Here is an 18883-nt window from a genome sequence, read left to right as displayed (position 1 = left end):
TAAAAATTCATCTGATAATAAATCTTCTTTTTTCATAAGACTGTGTAAATGTTAAAGTTAAAAAAAAAATGATGCTGGTTTAATAACCCCATCATTTTTTAACTTACACAGTTAGTGAGATACTACCGCTTGAAAGGTAAAGTTGCAAATGTTGGAAAGCTACCTTTAGATTTATTGGGTGAATTTGCTAAAAGCTTATCCGATTGTATTATAGAATCATCTAGGAAATACCAATACGGTAATAAAGGCGGTGCAAAAATATTAGCCTTGATTAAAAACACTGTTGATTTACGTTTTGACAGATTAGTTCCTGGTTCAACACACATTTTAGTGACAGGTAACAACAGTCCAGATTTATTTGGTAATAGTATGATAGAAAATGCTCTGATTAATACTTTTGACTTGTTAAACGTGCATAATGACTCTGAATTAATGGACAAGTCTGAAAAATATGGCGGGGCAGGAATTAAAAAATTAAACAAAATATTGAATTTGAGCATTAGTAACCATTTAGAATTTGATTTAGAATGGTCTTCGCCAAATTCAAAAATTTTTAAATGGGAAGGGAATTTTGATAGAATAAAACAACTTAATAATTCTATTTCAAAAATTGAAACCGTTACCCCAGAAGAAATAGAAATTTCAGGTACATTGGTTATGCAAAGTTTAAAAGGACAGCTTGAAATTGACGATAATGAAGGTAAAACTTTTAAAGTATTATTTCCTATGTCTTTTTTAGAAAAGATAAAAGAATTCCAGATTGGAGAAAGTTTTTCTGCAGTAATTATTAAAAATACTCTTAAAAATAGCATTACTAAAGAAGAAAAAGTATCATTTGAGTTGATGGAAATTATTGAATGAGAGTTATTAAATCACTATAAAATAAAATAGGATCGTATGAAAGTATAACCCAACTCTGTGTTTTTTGGTTTTATAAAATTCAATAAAGGCAAAGTCTTGGATCCTCAAAAAAAACAATGTAAACTCTATTCTTATTTGTTTTTTTAGAATGATTACTAAAAGCAAGATGGTATTGTTTCTTAGCTCCGATTCTAATGGAAATTCTTGTGTGTTGGTGTTCGGCATACAAGATTGCAGCGAAGAGCGGGACAATACTCACTGAAACACCTAATCTTTCTGCTTCATAAATTAAAAGTTTAATTTAGGTTTACACTTTCCACCCTCATTCCTCCTCCGTCATATCAATAGTCTTTGGGTGCAGACTCACCAGCTGCAGAACAATCGCAGTAAACACTACAAACAACAGCAGTACAAAAACATGTCTCATCCCTCCATTATCTGCAGCTTTTCCTAAAAATTCGGTGATCACAGCTCCGGCCGAAATACCTACGAAATTCATAATTCCGTATCCGGTAGCACGGTAGCGAGGCGCAACAAACTGACAAAGAATGGGCATATTGTTGGTGTCGTATATTCCAAATCCAAGTCCGAAAAGTATAGCGCCAAAAATAATAGCTGCTTTGTCGCAGCAGTAACCAAATAAAAACAATGCCGGAATGGTCAAAAACAATCCGATAGCGCTGGTGTAAATTCTTCCTTTAAGATGTTTCATCACCCATCGGTCTGAAATAGCACCACCAATTAAAACACCAAAAAAAGAAGACATTGAAATGGTTACCGTTGCAATTGGTCCTGCCAGTGACATGTCTAAATGTAAAGTTTCAGTAAATAAAGTGGGTAACCAGTTTTTGGCCGCCCAGCCCGGCAAACTTGGTGCAGCAAAATAAAAGAGCAAAACCCAAAAGGAGATATTACCAAATAAGATTCCCAATCCTTTAAACATCTGCCTGAATTCATAGCTCACAGATGATTTTTTTGCAGGATCAACAAAGTACGTTTTCTTTTCCTGTAGAAAAAAGATCAGCACTAAACTGTAAAGCACACCGAGCAAACCTACGGAGTGAAAACTGAAATGCCACGAAAAATGCTTAGAAACAGTGGCTCCAAAACCACCCAGCGCCTGTCCTAAATAAATTCCGGTGGTATGAATGGCAATCGCAAAAGAGCGTGTTTTTTCCTGATGGTAATCGGCAATTAAGGATAAGGCAGCCGGAATATAAAAAGCTTCACTAAAACCCATAATGCCGCGCAAAATATAAATCTGATTGAAAGTGGTGGCATAACCCATCGCCATAGTTACCCCGGACCAGATAAAAAGGCTTGCTATGATGATTCTTTTTCGGTTGAACCGATCCGCGATAATTCCGGAAACAGGACTCATAAGCGCATAGATCCAAAGGAAAATCGCCATTAAAAGACCGAAATTTTCGGCTTTAGCCAATTCAGGAATGTCATTCATCATGGCTGACTTCATAGTCGAAAGCATTTGTCGGTCTAAATAATTCAATAAAGCTACAAACCACAACAAGCCAACCACAATCCATGGATAGGATTTTTTTTCATTCAATTTTGCAATCATTCTCTTTTTTCAAAATAATGGGCGAATATACAAATTCAAACGCAGAGGAAAGAATTGTTTTGCTTTCTAACTTCGATGTGATGTATGCCTTGATAAACTATAGAAAGGAGTATATGTTGTTACAAAATTTAAAAGGAAACTGTTATATTCGTATTGATAATCACATTAATGTAATTCAAAAAAGCTTATGACACCTAACGACAAACAAAATGAACGTGTAGCCCAAATGACATTTGCTTCGGTTTATCCGCATTATGTAACTAAAGTGGAGAAAAAAGGCAGAACCATAGCCGAATTGCATCAGGTAATCGAATGGCTGACGGGATATGACGAAAAGAAATTGCAAGAATTGATTGATCAAAAAATAACCTTTAAAGATTTTTTCGAAAAAGCCAGTCTTCATCCTAATGCTTCGCTTATTAGTGGCGTAATCTGCGGATACCGCATTGAGGAAATTGAGAATCCGCTGATGCGTCAGGTACGTTACTTAGATAAATTGGTAGATGAACTGGCAAAAGGCAAAAAAATAGAAAAGATTTTACGTGCATAATATTTTTTATCATAAAATAAGAGAGGGTTTGTTTTTATTTCGTTAAAATAATTACTTTCATACAGCACACAGCAGGACACTTACTCCCCATAAATTCATTTATTTAGAATTTCTTTAAAAAATGAAGAACAATGGAAAGAGTTTTTGCGGAGTATCTTATTGAAACCCCTTATGAAGTTGAACAGGCGGCAGCAGTTTTAGCAGGCGAGCAGTCATCGGGAACATTTGTGTCGGTGCCGGGCGAAACCGAAGAATTGAAAAAACGTTTTGCCGCGCGGGTAGAGGATATCCAATTATTGGATTTAGCAGGCGAACCTTCCATTCCGGGAGGCAGTATTCCGGGAAAAAAATACCAGAAAGCAAGAGTAAAAGTAAGTTGGTCGATAGAGAATTTTGGTTATAATCTGCCGGTTCTGATCAGCACTTTACAAGGGAATCTATACGAAATCACACAATTTACCGGTTTGAAACTAATGGATTTCGAAGTCCCGGATTCTTTCGCAACTCATTACAGCGGACCAAAATTCGGAATCAAAGGTTCTAAACTATCCTGTGGAGTGGGCGACAGACCAATGATTGGAACCATCATCAAACCAAGTATCGGGATGAGCGTTGAGGAAACGGCATCTTTGGTAAAAACCCTGATCGAAGCGGGAATCGATTTCATCAAAGACGATGAATTGATGGGATCGGCAGCGAATTCCTTATTTGATGACCGTGTAAAGGCGATTATGAAAGTGATTCGCGACAACGAACAAAAAACAGGAAAAAAAGTAATGTATGCGTTCAATATCAGTGATGAAATTGACGAAATGCAGCGAAAATACGATTTGATTCAGCAGGAAAAAGGAAGCTGTGCTATGATCAGCATTAATAGCGTTGGTCTTTCAGGAACAAAGAAAATCTGCGATCGTGGTCAACTCGTTATTCACGGTCACAGAAATGGCTGGGGAATGCTGAACAGACACCCGATGTTAGGAATTGAATTTCCGGCGTATCAAAAAATACAGCGTCTGGCAGGCGTTGATCAGTTGCACGTCAACGGAATCCAGAATAAGTTTTGGGAATCGGATGATTCGGTAGTGACTTCAATAAAATCCTGTTTAAAGCCATTTTTAGGCGGATACGAAATATTACCAGTAGTCTCTTCCGGACAATGGGGCGGACAAGCCGTAGAAACTTACCGAAGAACCCAAACCACCGATTTGCTGTATATGGCTGGTGGTGGAATTTTGGCACATCCAATGGGACCAAAAGCCGGAGTAAATGCCTTGCAGCAAGCCTGGACAGGAGCTGTTGATGGGTTGTCTGTAGAAGAAACGGCAATAAAATATCCTGAATTTGCCGAATCGGTAAAGAAATTTTCGAAATAATGAGCCAGAAAGAAAAATTACTATTGGCTTATTATGGCGACGATTTTACAGGCTCGACTGATGCCTTGGAATTTCTGACGCTGGCCGGAGTAAAAACAATACTCTTTCTGCAAAAACCGAATCAAAAAGATTTAGACCGCTTTCCCGAAATTCAGGCTATTGGTATGGCCGGAAAGAGCAGGTCGATGTCACCATCGGAAATGGAAACAGAACTTTATACTGCTTTTGAAAATCTGAAAATTTTTGCCCCCAATCATTTTCATTATAAAGTCTGTTCCACTTTCGATTCTGCACCACATGTCGGCAACATCGGAAAAGCAATCGAAATCGGAAGCGAAGTTTTTAATCAAAAAATGGTTTTAGTTTCGCCATCGGCACCACATTTAGGACGTTTTTGTGTATTCGGAAATCTTTTTGCCCGAATGGGAACTATCGGAAATGGTGAAATCTACCGTATCGACCGCCATCCTTCGATGAGTAAACATCCCGTGACGCCAGCATTAGAAGGGGATTTGACTTTGCATCTGGCAAAACAAACGCAAAAATCAATTAGTCTTGTGAATCTGACGACCATTGAAAAAGGTACTTCGGCAGTTTTAGAAGAAGTAGTCAATAATGAATCGGAAATATTATTTTTTGACGGTTTCAATTTAGAACACCTCAAAACCATTGGAAGTGTTTTTAATCAATTGGCAACTCAAAAAACATTGTTTTCAGTAGGTTCATCAGGAATTGAAATGGCGTTGGGATTAGACTGGAAAAGGAATAATGTGATAGGAAACAAAATTGAGTTTGAGCCAGCGGGAGAAGTATCGCCTTTATTGGTTTTATCGGGAAGTTGTTCTCCGGTCACTTCCAGACAAATTGAATATGCATTGGAAAATGGGTTTCTCGAAATTCCATTAGAAAGCAAAACAGTAGATAGTCAGTATCAACAGGAAATTATAGAAAAAACCGTTGCCCGGATTATTGTCAATTTCTATAACGGAAAAAGTACAATTCTGCATACCAGTACCGGTTCAGACGATCCGCGGATTGCTGAAACAGGGTCTTATTTTAAGACGAATGGAATCACAGAAAATGAGATTCAGAAGCAGTGCAGTACAATTTACGGAAGTGTTCTGGGGCAGATAACGAATGAAGTACTAAAAAAAGTTCCGCTAAAGAGAATACTCTTTGCAGGCGGCGATACATCAAGTTACGCAGCATCCGAACTGGATATTCTGGCATTGGAAATGATAGCGCCAATTGCTCCGGGAGCTCCGCTTTGCAAGGCAGTTTCAGACAATGAATGGGTTAATGGAATAGAAATGAATTTTAAAGGCGGACAGGTAGGTACCGCCGATTATTTTATAAAAGTATTAAAAGGAGAAAAATTATGAGCGCAAAAACGTTAGGTTTTGTACATACATCGGCAACTTTAGTTCCGTTGTTTCAGCAGTTAAGCAATGAATTTTTAAATGGGGCGGAAACCTTCAATATAGTTGATGACAGCCTGATAAAAGATGTAATTAAAAAAGGAAAATTAATGCCCAATACGGCTGCAAGGGTGGTAAGTCACGTTAAGCTTGCAGAATCTGCTGGTGCTGATGTAATTTTAGTAACCTGCTCATCGATTGGTGTAGCGATTGAAACTGCTGCGACTTTGAGTACCGTTCCGGTGATTCGCGTAGATCAGGCAATGGCCGATGAAGCGGTACAGATCAGCAATAAAATTGGCGTGATTGCCACTTTACCAACAACACTTGAACCAACCAGCGATCTGGTGAGAAGAAGAGCCGAATTGGCAGGAAAAGATGTAACGATTTCATCCAAATTATGCGAAGGTGCTTTTGAAGCTTTAATGAGCGGAGATGCTCCAAAGCATGACGAAATGGTAGCCAAAGCCCTGAAAGAATTAATGAAAGAAGTAGATGTAATCGTTTTGGCACAGGCCTCAATGGCGAGAGTAGTGGATGGTTTAAGCGCCGAAGAAAAACTCGTACCTATTTTGGCAAGTCCCGCCATAGCAATGAAAAAACTGGCAGAGCTTTATTTCTAACAAACAGATTAAATTTTCACCATATAAGTGATATAAGTTCATTTATGCAGGCTGCTTATATTTTCTTATATGGTTTAAGAAAAAAGAATAATAATATGTTTTAATAATCTTTAGTATGCGTAAATATTTTCTTTGGCTTGTTCCAATATTTTTTATTACAGCTGGTTTCGGCTGGTTTCAGCAAATTGATATACTATGGAAAATCGGATTGATTTCAGGTTTTTCAAGTATTGCCATTGGAGCAGGACATGTGAAAATAATAAGCGGTTACCAATATACTTTCTGGATTATTACTGCAGTCTGCGCCGGATTGATTTATCCCGATTTTTTCCTGCATGTAGGCAGTTTCGATATGCGAAACAAATGGCTGATTCTGATTATCATTCAGCTGGTGATGTTCGGAATGGGAACGCAAATGAGCATTGAGGATTTTACCGGTATCCGAAAATCAGGCAAAGGAGTTTTAATTGGCTTACTTGGTCATTTTACCATCATGCCGGTTATGGGTTTTATAATTGCCAAAACATTTGGCTTTGAACCTGAAATCGCCGCAGGAATCATACTGATTGGTTCATGCAGCAGCGGATTAGCTTCGAACGTGATGACGTATATTGCCAAAGGAAATCTTGTATTGTCTGTTACCGTAACCGCAATGTCAACCTTGGCAGCACCAATCATGACACCATTTTTGATGAAAATATTCGCAGGGACTCTGGTTGAGGTGCATTTTTTTACTATGATGATGGAAATTATCAAAATTGTACTTATTCCTTTGGCAGCAGCCATGATTCACGATATCCTGAAAAACTATGGAGCTGTCGCAAAAAGGAGGATATATGTTTTAACTCTAATTTCGGCGATTTGGCTGGTTGCTGTTATCTTTCTTCATAATTCATTTGCTATAGTTGAAGACACACCATTAGCTCATATTTTAGAAATCGTAAATTTTAGCTGTGGCGCTTTTATTGCAGGAACAATGTATCATTTATTATATAATTTTTATCTAAAAATTGATGCAATTATGCCGTATTTCTCGATGTTTGGAATTATCTATTTTACATTGGTGACGACTGCTGCAGGAAGGGATAATCTTATTCAGATTGGATTTTTGCTTTTCCTTGCTTCAGTTCTCCACAATGGAGCGGGTTACTTTTTCGGATATTGGCTCAGCAGGTTAAGCGGTCTCGACAAAAAAAGCAGCCAGACAATCGCTTTCGAAGTCGGTCTTCAAAACGGCGGAATGGCTTCCGGACTTGCCGGCTCCATGGGCAAATTGGCAACAGTTGGCCTGGCGTCAGCAGTATTCAGCCCCTGGATGAATGTTTCCGGCTCGCTATTGGCTAACTACTGGCGAAAAATAGGCAATCCCGAAGATGAAACTACTCCAGATACACATTAGAAAATAAAAAGCGCTATTTGAGATGGCGTTTATTATGGGAGTCAGTTTGGTAATTTGGGCTATATAGCTTGTCCCGATGACTATCGGGAGGCTGTCCATTATATCTTTTGTTTCCTAAAGAAGGAAACAAAAGGATGCCATTCCCATCCCTTATGCAGATTGGTTTTCAGGAGAAAATTTGGGTTGAAATAAAATTTAGAATTTTAATAAATAAAAACATATTCTTGATTTAGATTTGAGTGTTGTTATTGTTATTTCTAAATATTATGATTTGTAACTTTTAAGCAGATAATTGCAAAAATAACGCAACTAAATACTTTGATTACCATCTATCTATGTGAACCATAACCTCAAAATTATGAAAACCAAAATTTACTGTATTGCACTAGTACTAATCAGCTGTTTACTATTTTCCTGCTCGTCAGAAGATGAATTGAACTATCAGAATGATTTCCAAAAAAGCCAAAAAACGTGGCTGGATTTCAAAGCATCATCAAATAACTCCTATAAGTATATAGTGGCGGGAGGTAGTGTTTTTCTGGATTATAGCTGGGAAACTGCAATAACTGTATCAAACGGAAAAGTAATCCGGCGCCATTTTAAATATATCGGAAATACTGAAAATATTCCGGATACTATCCCATTGCAATGGACTGAAGAAGAAAATCAAATAAACAGTCATGAAAATTCAGGTGCTGCAGAGGCTTTGACATTAGACCAAATCTATAACAAGGCAGAAAAAGAATGGCTTGTTAAACAGAAAGATGTTGCAGTATATTTTGAATCAAAAAATAATGGACTGATTTCTACTTGTGGGTATGTGCCAAAAGGATGCATGGATGATTGCTTTTTTGGAATAAGAATAAAAAGGATACAGTCCTTAAACCTGGATAATTAAACAAATTAGATGAAAAAAATTAGTATTGCCCTCTTTGGAATTTTAGCCGTGATTTTAACAGCTTGTAGCGGATCAGACACCTATCGCGGCTCCTGGAAAGCAACAGATACCAAAGGTGAAAAATTTGAATTGTTCTTTAATGCAAAAGATTTTACGGTTAGAAAAAGTTCCGGCAAAAAAGAAAGATTTGAGTACAGTCAGAATTCTGTACAAATTGAAAACTCAGTTTCAACTTACGGAATCCAATTGTCTGACGGAAGAAGATACCAGATTAATTTCCCTAAATCAAATGATGAAAGTGTAGGTCTCATCAGGGATGAAAATGGAACTCCCTTATATGTGATAAGCAGAAAAAATTATCTGAAATATGAAGATATTTTTAAGTTTAATTGAAGCTTAGTTGTTCTTTAAAAAAAGATCTTGCTTTTGTTTTCTGTTGTAAATAGTTGATTTTAAATATTTTGGATTTGTTTTTTTTGTAACTTGTTTGCTGTTTAACCTATAAATCTAAAATCATGAAAAAATCTAACCTATTTATTTATGGTATTGTATTATTAGCCGTATTAATGGTTTCATGTAACGGGCGTAATAAACTGGTGAACTCCTGGAAAATTACCGCAGTAGAAGCAAAGATGCCACTCTCGGATTCTGCAAAAACTGAAATTCTGGCTAATGGAAAGTTAACCTTCACAAAAGATGGTCACGTGACAGGCTTTTTACAGAGGGAAATAACAGACGGGACTTATGCTTTAACAAAAGGAGGAAAGAGCCTTGTTATCAAAGATGAAACGGGAACACCTTATCCGTGTGAAAGCACAATTACAGGCGATAAACTCATATTAGAAAATAAAGAAATGAAAATAACGCTCGATAAGATCTAAAGAACGAAATATAAATCTTAAAATAAAACCTCCTAAATCAATGACTTAGGAGGTTTTGTAATTTATGCACTTTATAAAATATTATTTTAAGTAATAGTGTTAATCCCATTGACTGCTTTTTGAAACCGCAATGTTACCGGCTCCTGTAAAGAATAAAGTCAGGGCGCCAAATAAATACAGGCCAAGTAATTCTAAAGCCCATCCGCCGTGTTCTCCCATAGAAAATATTTCAGAACTGTGGGCGATCAAAATGGCAACCAAACAATTGAAAGCATATATTGCAGCTGCAATTCTGGTTCTGAAGCCAATTAAAATAGCAATAGGCGCCAGTATTTCTCCTACCAATACACCATATGCAATAAAATCAGGAATGCCTTTTTCAGCAAGCATCGATTTAATGAATTCTAAACTTCCGCCAAATTTCGAAATACCATGAAGGAACATTAAAATACTAACTGTGATACGGAGTATCAATAATCCTAAATCGTTGTTTTTTCTCATATTTTTTTACTCATTAGATTGTTAATAGAATCAAATATATCGAATTTGTCCTTATGATGACAGCATGATTTAAAAATAAAAGTTTTATCTTGGGGAAAATAAAAAGTGGATTAGATAATACAATTGAATATTAAAAACATACAAAATGAAACAATTACTTCAGTGGACAACCATCATTCCAATATTAGCGTGGATTCTTTTTTTTAGCGGACTTGTTGACGGAAGCAGCTTTTTTCAAATTGTAGCAAGTATTTTGCTTATTCTTAGTGTTATGTCGGCCGTACACCATTCTGAAATAATAGCAGAAAGAGTGGGAGAGCCTTATGGAACTATTATTTTAGCCATTTCGATAACAGTTATTGAAGTCTCCATTATTGTTTCTTTAATGTTGTCAGAAGGATCAGAAGCGGCTTCTCTCGCAAGAGATACTGTCTATGCTGCGACAATGCTCATTCTTAACGGGATCATTGGATTATGCCTTCTTATTGGCGGTCTTAAGCATTACGAACAAAATTTTTCAACTTCTTCTGTAACTATTGGTTTGGTTTCACTGGTATCTATTATTGTGTTTACATTGGTCTTTCCAACGTTTACTGAAAGTGTTCACGGTTCTTATTATTCCGTGCCACAGCTTGTTTTTGCCTCAGGGGCCTGCCTCGTTATTTACGGCTCTTTTTTATTTGCGCAAACGACAAGATACAGACAGTATTTCCTGACTATTGGAGATGATGAAAATGAAAACATAGCTGAGCCAGTGGTAATCAATAACAAGACGTTTTACACCAGTCTTGTTTTTCTTTTAGTAAGCTTAGGAATTGTGGTATTATTGGCAAAAACACTATCCCCTACAATTGAAAGTATTATTGTGAGCTATAGTCTGCCAAAAGCACTGGTAGGAGTTGTTATTGCCGCCATAATTTTGCTTCCCGAGGCAATTGCAGCAATCATAGCAGCAAGAAAAAACAGGCTGCAAACGAGTTTAAACTTAGCTTTGGGTTCTGCTTTGGCGAGTATTGGCTTAACAATTCCAAGCGTAGCGGCAGTTTGCATTATGATGGATATGCCAATTATTCTGGGCCTTGATATCAAGTCTATTGTCTTGCTGGCATTGTCGGTATTTACTGTAATGTTGTCATTAAGTAAAGGAAAATCGAATATTGTTTACGGAGTAGTACTTCTGGTAAATTTATTTGCTTTTATATTTTTGATGATATATCCGTGATGATAGAAAATTAGAAAGTCTTTTTTTAAAGTATTGTTTAATGAGTTTTACATCGCAAATCATTTGAATTTGTATGCAATAAGTAATTTATTTTTGTAGTAAAATTAATTATATATTAGCAGATAGAAAAAACAGATAATATTGATGAATGCAATACTTTGGGAAGAAATTTTAAAGTTTGATTTGGATAATCCGAATGACGAATATGGATTTTTGACAAGGCTGGCATTTGAAAATAAATGGACAATCTATTTTGCGAAAACAGCCATTATTGAATATAAAAAGTTCATGTATCTCGCAGCTGTTGTCAATGAAATGGTTTCACCTTCAGAAATTGTAGATATTGTCTGGCATCAACACTTAATTTTTACCACTTCCTATTCTGATTTCTGTTCTCTTTTGTCTAAAAGAATTGAACATATTCCGTCAACTCACAATCGATTAGAGGCAGAAAAATTCCATAAAGCTAAAGAAAGAACAAAGGAATTGTATGAAGGGAATTTCGGAAAGCAGCCAAAAGAAATCTGGGGATATTCAAATGAACTCGACTCTTTTAATCTGGACAAGGCCAGAATTGAAATTGACTCACTAAAAAAAGTGTTTTTGGTATTATTCGTAATTCTTGTTTTTCCGGTTTATTACTTTGTAAAACCTGTTTTAATACAAATCGGGAATCCTGATTTTTTGATCTTTTATATTTTATTATTTGTGGCTGTAATTGTTTTGCTGATGCGTTTTGTAAAAACAGCCTTCAATTCATTTTATGACGATATAAAATCAAATCCAATTTTAGTAAATCTTAGCCCTTTTGAACTTGTTTTTCTTCAAAATAATAAGTTGCAATTTGTTATTCATGGCGTTGTAAATAATTTAATCATGAATAAGAAGATTGAGGTTTTAGGAAATAACAGATTAAATCTAATTGATGAAAATTTAACCGATGATAAATACGAAAATTGTGTTATTGAGATCATGAAAGAATACGAACCAATGTATTATCCTCAATTGTTTAAAATAATAGCACAAAAACCAATATTTGAACAGATCGAAAAAGCGCTAGTCAGAATTAGACAAAAAATGACCAATTCTAAACAATTTATTAAGGTCATACAAATTGCGATGCTCATTATTGGATTCGTTTTAAGCATTGGTTTTAGCAGACTTATTTCCGGAATTTCAAGGGATAAGCCAGTAACTTTTCTCGTTTTTGTACTTTTTGCTGTCGTAATAATTTCCAATTTTTATTTAAATAAAATAATAAATTACCTGTTTAGCAATACAATTCCGCAATCTTTTAAAGAGGATAAAATAAACACTCAAGCAGAAAATGACTGGCAATGGAATTATTTTCTTTACGGCAATATAATATTAGCGAGTTCTTTTGTGCCTTTAACAGGGTATGTGGACAGAAATTCAGGCTTTGGTGGAGGATCATCCTGTGGAAGTTCATGCGGGAGCTCTTGCGGCAGTTCGTGTGGAAGTTCCTGCGGAGGCTGTGGCGGGGATTAATTTGGATATTTATCAATCAATATAGGATTCTATTACTGATAAAAATAACTCAAAAATAATCATAAAAAAACGGTCTTTTCAGGATAGCCTCTTTTTTTGGTGGCGTGTCAGAGCCTGTAATCGAACGTTTAAAATAGTTTTTTTTAAGACTCGAATACTAATTAGGTTAAGAGTTTATAGATGCCATCATCCTTTTTATATCTAAGATACTAAACTCAATGATAAAGACTATTTTTAAATAGGTATCTATCGATGGAAAATTTATAAGTCTTATATGGAGAGACAAAGGGGATTATTTTTATAAAGTTGTCCAAATTATAAAAACGGTTCTGTCAGACGATGTTTAAAAGAAAATAACACAAGCCCTACTTTTGATTTGATATTGAATTTTTCAAATAAAGCAGCCCTGTAAACCTCAATGGATTTTATTGATAGATTCATAATTTCGGCCATCTGTTCATAGGTTAATTCCCTTTCATCACAAACTAGCCTCAGGAAATCGAATTCACGCTGCGTTAAAACAATATTTTCCTTTTTTTCGTTATTGCTATCATAATTGCGCACACGCTTAAGAATTTCAGACACGTTGTTATACCCTATTTTAATAATGTTATCAATAGCAAATTTCAAATCGTGAGCTGTACAATTTTTATGCAGAAATCCTCTGGCGCCATGATGATAAGCCGCATCGATTATTTGCTCGTCAAGGTGCTGTGTCAACAATAATACTTTAAACTCTTCTTCCTTTTCTTCAAGTGCCTGCAATACTTCAATACCGTTCATGTGAGGCATGGAGTAATCCAGAATATAGATATGTGGAGACGGGTTTATGGGTAATGCCTGCAGGAAATCACCACCATTATCAAACTCCTGTATCACTTTGTAATTTCCCATTTTATACAGCAATTCTTTCAAACCTTGTCTTACAATAGAGTGATCATCGATTATACAAATAGTAGTCTGTTCCATACTTTAGATTCTTTTATTTTCAGAAAGGGTAATTTTAGTGCCAGATCCTATTTGGCTTTCTACAGCTAAAACATAGTTTATGCTATTAGCTCTGTTAATCATGTTTAGCAATCCTAAAGACAATTTGCTTTTTTTATCTGCAAAATCAAATCCTTTACCATTATCTGCAATTATCATTTTAAAATCAGGACTGGTTGTTATCAAAATACTCATTTTAGAAGCTTTGGCATGTTTAAAAACATTATTGATACATTCCTGAAAAATGCGGTAAATGATTATTTTTTCATTATCATCAAATTTCTTCACCTCGATTTCTTCAAAAGAGTATACAATGTCAATTTTGGTGTTTTTTTGCAATCGCTTTATTTCTGCAGCTATAGCTTTTATCACATCTTGCTGCAATAATAATTGACCATTTAAGGCATGACTGATACTTCTTATTGATTGTGATAAATTAGTAACGGATTGTGACAATGGTTCTAATGTTTTTTGAAGCTCAGGAGAATCCAGTTTAATATTTTCTATCTGAAAATTAATATAGGTCAATTGCTGTCCGGCATCATCATGAAGATCCTGAGAAATATTATTGAGTACCTGCTCCTGCGTTTCAATTACAGTTTGGGTAATTCCTTTTTGGAAATCGAGATCTTTCTGATGCAGAAGTTCTGTGTATTTTTTTATCTTATTAAAATAAAGACGAATCAGAATAACACAAAAAAACAGTATTAAACCAATAAAAATAAAGGCTATTATTATCCCTATTACGACTTGATTCATTTGTAATTATTTTTTTCTCTGTAGATGTAAATATTAATTAAAGTATAATAGGCGATACAAACTATATTAACAATGAAGACATATAATGTAACCTGACCAAATAAAATTATTTTTGTAACTCCTAATGGTTTAAATCCTAACAATAACCCCATACCAAAAAAGAAATAAACGGGTGCAAACAAAAGCAGATAATTATTAGATATAAAATACATTAAATTCTCTTCTTTTAAATGCTTATAACTTTCATAAATGAAAAGTGAGACATATAAAATAGCACCAAAAACAAAGGTGTAGTAATTATATTCGTCTGTTATTTCTATAACTATAAAATTGATAACAGAAAAAAGAATAAAAATGGACAGTATAATATTTGATATTTTTTTTCTGTTTAAGGTTTCTTTAAAAGCCAGCATCCAACAAATATCATGAAAAATAATACTGATATTAAAAGGTATTCGAATTGGCAAATTATTATATACAAGAATAGAATTTATTAATTCCGTAAAAAAAACTATAAAAAGAATATACAGTACATATCGGTGCATTTTAATTTTCCAGCGAAGATTACATAAAGCAAAAAGCAGCGTTATTAAAACGCATGCTTTTATTGGATTTATGATATCTAATATATTCAATTTTATTTACAATGGTATATTAAGTTCAGGAGTAGGATCATGATTCTTTTTTTTAGGGTCTGTTGAATAATCATAATATGGCGTGGTATTGACAGGTTTTCTGTTGCTAGGATTTTCATTGACCTGAATGATAACGACATGCTCTGGAGATTTATCTATGGTAGCAAAACTGAAATAAAATTCGGCATTATCATTATTTTTAGCATATTCTTTTGCAAGACTTCTTATTAAAGTTGTAGAAAAACGATAATGTGGACCCCCCACTTTTGAAATATATTCAGGCACCATTTTCAATGAATCAATTTTATCTCCTTTATATTCTACATTTAAATAGGCATCATATCCATGATTCTTAATAATTTTTTTAAGCTTTCCCCAGGTAATAACATAATTTCCTTTTTGATTAGTTACAGTGCCTATTACTTTATGATCTTTTAAGACCGCTTCTTCTAATATTTTACGTTTAACTCTATCACCATGCTGTTTTAACCATTTCGCTTTTTCTTCAGTATTGGGTAACTGGTAATAGTCATCTAAAGTCAAAGAATCAATTGTGGAAGCTGGCTTCTCTACATTAGCTTCAATAGTTGCGACTTGGCTGTCTTCTTTTTCTTTTTTACACGCTGTAATGGTTAAAACAGCCATTAAAATTAGGGTACATTTTTTCATGATTAAAGTTATTTAAGGTGTTAATAATTTATACTTCAAATTTTACAATTACCCAATTTCATATAGTTGGGTAAAACCCTATTTTATTAGATTTTTACCCTATCAATTAACATATCGGCTAAAATAGCGATTTTCCTCCAAATAAATCACATCCGGCTAAAATCCAAATCATTAGGCATAAAACTATATCCATTTTAGGTGTTTACCTAAGCAGCAAAATTACAGGCTGAAGTAGTTTTGAAATGAAAATTAACCTAAACAATAAATTATGAAAACTACAGAAAACAACCAACAAGACGATCAGGAAACTGATTCATTAGCAATTGCAAAAAGCAATACATCAGAATCACAAAAATTTATCTTAGCTGTTATAATTCTAATAGTTTATCTCATTTTTATTGCTTTTATGCTTTATAATTCAGGTGTGACGCAAGAAACAAACTGGAACAGAATGCTGTACTTATTCTCTGGAATCGAAGCCATTGTTTTTGCTGCATTAGGCTATGTTTTTGGAAAAGACATACACAGGATACGAGCAGAAAAAGCAGAGGAAAATGCAGATCAGGCAAAAAAGGAAACCGATAAAGCCAAAAAAGAAGCTGATAATGCTAAAAAAACAGCAGAGGAAGAAAAAATTAAAGGTGTAAAGCTAAGCACTGCTATTCTTTCCCGAAATACAGCAACAACTGAGGATTTCTCTGAAAACTTAAGAGGAGCTTTCGTTACTGGTAGTGCAATCCAAAATAATGCAGGAGACGATTATCTGGTTAGTCTTGCCAGAAGTCTATATGCATCTGATAGCTTTACAACCGTAAGTTTTGATTATGAAATTAGTCCTGCTGATAAAATTAACTCGATAACAATAAACGGAAAAACCAAATCATCGTCAACAGGATCTTACAGCGGGGTTCCGTTGTATGATAATATTTTTTCTATTGATGTTGAAAAGGAGAGTGAATTTGTTGAATGGACTTTTAAAATTTCCAGAATTATAGATTCAAATGGCAAAAAAAGAAAGCAAAGTGGCGGCCAATTGGTAAGCGACAGGGATAGTGCATATGTTCAACTTGGAAACTTATAATATTATGAAAACACATATATTACTTATTTTTTCTGTGCTTTTTTATGGCAGCTTATATGCCCAGGTTTTAGGGCAGGATAAGGAGGGTTTTAGTTCTATTGTACAGCCTTCCGCTTCTTTTAATTTAGATTTCACAGATAAGGTCGTAACTCTGAATTTTTATCAGGAGCATTTCAAAAAAGAGGATCCAAATGCCATTCAGATTCCTTACAATAGTGATGAATTGAACCGTTTAAAAAGTGAAAACATAGAGCAATACAAGTCAATGTTAATAGATTCCTGGAAAACACAAGAATCAATTTTTAAAAAACGTGGATTTATTTATGGTGTTGATTTAAAAGGAAGGTCTTCTGATGGTCTAACACAACTGATTAGCAATGAACAATTACTTACTAGTTCTTCCATTTCTGGATTAATTGGTTTAAGATGGCACAAAAGATCATATATTGAAGGTAAAAAACTGGATGAATATGTAACCAAAAGTTACAATTACACAGGTCAAAACTCAAAGAAAGAATTAGATCTCATTGCTGATATAGAAAAAGTCATAAACCATTTATTAGAAGCAAAAATTATAGACAAAGGCAAGAAAGATGATTTATTACATTTTATGAGCATGAAATCTAAAGAAGATAAAATAGAGAGTCTTAATAACAAAATCTCTTCCATAAAAACACAGAGCGGCTTTATGGATCAGGCTAAAGAAATACATGCTATTGAAGAACGAATTGAAACCTTAAAAAAAATGTTAGCTCAGATTCCGGTTATACAAGCCGCTATCACTAAATATAATGCCACAGTAAATATAAACGACATTTTAAATCAACAAAATAAAGTTGATTCTAAAGAATTACGTACAAATATTGACCTTTTTGATGCTTACTTAAAAAGTGAACATATTAAACCTTTAAATCTGAAAATCGAATATGAAGATTTTAAAGATTTAGAATCTGCTGCAACATGGACAAATGCTAAAACCACAATCGAGGATGCACTTAAAGCTAGTATGTATAATTTATCTGAATTATCTGAAATTAAAGAAAAAGGAACAACTTATTCAAAAGAGTCTATTATGAATGCGTATGAAGCATATAAATCTTTTTTAGAAAATAATAACACGGATATGTTTGCAGACTTACAAATTGCTAAAGGAAACACATATACTATTCTGAGAAATTTAATGTATTTTAAAGCCGGATTTTTAGGCAGTTCATTTAAATATGATTTAGCAAACAGCAGTACCGCAATTGCAGATCGCTTTGAAAGTAAAAATTTTCAGGGATACAGGCTTGAGTTAGGATACACAAGACAATTTAAGCGCTATAATTTTCTAGGGCTCAATCTGGCCATGAACAGGACTTCTAATGCCGAAGATTTAACAAGTACGACTTATAAATTTGAAACAACAGATACTTCTGTAACACCCAACATCACGACTGGAACCGAGTTCAAAGCACTATCCGGACCTTTTGACACCTTTTTTAAATATACGCTTAGTTTTGATTATGTACGGTTAGTTCCTTTTTATGACAGCAACGCCTCTGAAGAAGAAATGAAAAAAAGCAGGCTATTGCTAAGTATTAATCCCTACATAAGACATAATTTTTACAGCAATTCTGAAACTTTAAAACCTAATACGTCTATAGGACTCGGCTTCTATTCCTTTAATAAAAAAAGCGGTACTATTGCCGGTGGCCTATTTGTTCAGGCAGATGATTTGTTTAACAAAAACAGAGAAGGGGCGATTAATTTCACCAAACAGATTTCTGTTGGAATCGTTTTCAAAGTAGCAATCAAAAGCTTCAATCCGGTAGATGAATAATTTGTATGATACAATTTATAATAGATAAAAAATAATCTGAATAAATCAAAATAAAATTGGGGCAAGTCGAAAAACCAAAGAAGAGTAGGTAATTTATTTTTGTATTGATTTATCTC

General features: G+C 34.5%; 18 protein-coding genes. 13 read left to right on the top strand and 5 right to left on the bottom strand.

The window, feature by feature from the left end:
- Positions 1-114 precede the first annotated feature (114 nt).
- The gene (locus tag K8B81_RS06975; RefSeq protein ID WP_223680272.1) at positions 115-861 is read left to right on the top strand and encodes a hypothetical protein; all 747 of its coding nucleotides are present in this window, start codon (positions 115-117) and stop codon (positions 859-861) included.
- Positions 862-1183: 322 nt separating this feature from the next.
- Here K8B81_RS06975 and K8B81_RS06970 read toward each other — a convergent pair whose 3' ends face one another.
- Complete coding sequence (locus tag K8B81_RS06970; RefSeq protein WP_223680270.1) at positions 1184-2440, bottom strand: MFS transporter; 1257 nt, start codon at positions 2438-2440, stop codon at positions 1184-1186.
- A gap of 187 nt (positions 2441-2627) precedes the next feature.
- Here K8B81_RS06970 and K8B81_RS06965 point away from each other — a divergent pair, with 187 nt between their 5' ends.
- The 8 genes from K8B81_RS06965 (at position 2628) to K8B81_RS06930 (ending at position 9582) form a co-directional block, all read left to right on the top strand.
- Positions 2628-2990 (top strand): DUF2200 domain-containing protein, encoded by a 363-nt coding sequence (locus tag K8B81_RS06965; RefSeq protein ID WP_223680268.1) that lies wholly within the window; start codon positions 2628-2630, stop codon positions 2988-2990.
- A gap of 131 nt (positions 2991-3121) precedes the next feature.
- Complete coding sequence (locus K8B81_RS06960; protein WP_223680266.1) at positions 3122-4363, top strand: ribulose-bisphosphate carboxylase large subunit family protein; 1242 nt, start codon at positions 3122-3124, stop codon at positions 4361-4363.
- The gene (locus K8B81_RS06955) at positions 4363-5745 is read left to right on the top strand and encodes a four-carbon acid sugar kinase family protein (protein ID WP_223680263.1); all 1383 of its coding nucleotides are present in this window, start codon (positions 4363-4365) and stop codon (positions 5743-5745) included. Before K8B81_RS06960 ends, K8B81_RS06955 begins: the two co-directional genes overlap by 1 nt.
- Positions 5742-6404: an aspartate/glutamate racemase family protein gene (locus tag K8B81_RS06950; RefSeq protein ID WP_223680261.1), complete on the top strand. Its 663-nt coding sequence runs from the start codon at positions 5742-5744 to the stop codon at positions 6402-6404. Before K8B81_RS06955 ends, K8B81_RS06950 begins: the two co-directional genes overlap by 4 nt.
- A 115-nt stretch (positions 6405-6519) precedes the next feature.
- A complete protein-coding gene (locus tag K8B81_RS06945; RefSeq protein ID WP_223680259.1) occupies positions 6520-7803 on the top strand; it encodes a bile acid:sodium symporter family protein in 1284 nt (427 codons plus the stop codon).
- A gap of 358 nt (positions 7804-8161) precedes the next feature.
- Positions 8162-8701 (top strand): hypothetical protein, encoded by a 540-nt coding sequence (locus tag K8B81_RS06940; protein ID WP_223680257.1) that lies wholly within the window; start codon positions 8162-8164, stop codon positions 8699-8701.
- 9 nt (positions 8702-8710) lie between these two features.
- Positions 8711-9094: a hypothetical protein gene (locus tag K8B81_RS06935; RefSeq protein ID WP_223680255.1), complete on the top strand. Its 384-nt coding sequence runs from the start codon at positions 8711-8713 to the stop codon at positions 9092-9094.
- Positions 9095-9216: 122 nt separating this feature from the next.
- The gene (locus K8B81_RS06930) at positions 9217-9582 is read left to right on the top strand and encodes a hypothetical protein (RefSeq protein WP_223680253.1); all 366 of its coding nucleotides are present in this window, start codon (positions 9217-9219) and stop codon (positions 9580-9582) included.
- Positions 9583-9681: 99 nt separating this feature from the next.
- On the opposite strand, the gene K8B81_RS06925 is transcribed toward K8B81_RS06930, so the two are convergent.
- Positions 9682-10083, bottom strand: a complete 402-nt coding sequence (locus tag K8B81_RS06925; RefSeq protein ID WP_223680251.1) for a DoxX family protein — start codon at positions 10081-10083, stop codon at positions 9682-9684.
- A 145-nt stretch (positions 10084-10228) separates the two neighbouring features.
- On the opposite strand from K8B81_RS06925, the gene K8B81_RS06920 reads away from it, so the two are divergent.
- Positions 10229-11305, top strand: coding sequence for a calcium:proton antiporter (locus tag K8B81_RS06920; protein WP_223680248.1), 1077 nt, complete (start codon positions 10229-10231; stop codon positions 11303-11305).
- Between the two features lie 144 nt (positions 11306-11449).
- A complete protein-coding gene (locus K8B81_RS06915; protein WP_223680246.1) occupies positions 11450-12814 on the top strand; it encodes a hypothetical protein in 1365 nt (454 codons plus the stop codon).
- Positions 12815-13129: 315 nt separating this feature from the next.
- Here the strand turns inward: K8B81_RS06915 and K8B81_RS06910 are convergent, their stop codons facing one another.
- From K8B81_RS06910 to K8B81_RS06900, 3 genes are all read right to left on the bottom strand, one after another.
- On the bottom strand, positions 13130-13783 hold the full coding sequence (locus tag K8B81_RS06910; RefSeq protein ID WP_223680244.1) for a response regulator transcription factor: 654 nt from the start codon (positions 13781-13783) through the stop codon (positions 13130-13132).
- Positions 13784-13786: 3 nt separating this feature from the next.
- A complete protein-coding gene (locus K8B81_RS06905) occupies positions 13787-14560 on the bottom strand; it encodes a sensor histidine kinase (RefSeq protein WP_223680242.1) in 774 nt (257 codons plus the stop codon).
- Positions 14561-15201: 641 nt separating this feature from the next.
- Entirely contained in the window at positions 15202-15864 is a 663-nt protein-coding gene (locus K8B81_RS06900) for a hypothetical protein (RefSeq protein ID WP_223680240.1), read from the bottom strand.
- 268 nt (positions 15865-16132) lie between these two features.
- Here K8B81_RS06900 and K8B81_RS06895 point away from each other — a divergent pair, with 268 nt between their 5' ends.
- Positions 16133-16945: a hypothetical protein gene (locus K8B81_RS06895; RefSeq protein WP_223680238.1), complete on the top strand. Its 813-nt coding sequence runs from the start codon at positions 16133-16135 to the stop codon at positions 16943-16945.
- 4 nt (positions 16946-16949) lie between these two features.
- On the top strand, positions 16950-18767 hold the full coding sequence (locus K8B81_RS06890) for a hypothetical protein (RefSeq protein WP_223680236.1): 1818 nt from the start codon (positions 16950-16952) through the stop codon (positions 18765-18767).
- Positions 18768-18883 lie beyond the last annotated feature (116 nt).

The sequence above is a fragment of the Flavobacterium hibisci genome (genome assembly GCF_020026925.1).
Taxonomy (GTDB): Bacteria; Bacteroidota; Bacteroidia; order Flavobacteriales; family Flavobacteriaceae; genus Flavobacterium; species Flavobacterium hibisci.
This window is presented reverse-complemented; position numbering and strand designations above follow the sequence as displayed.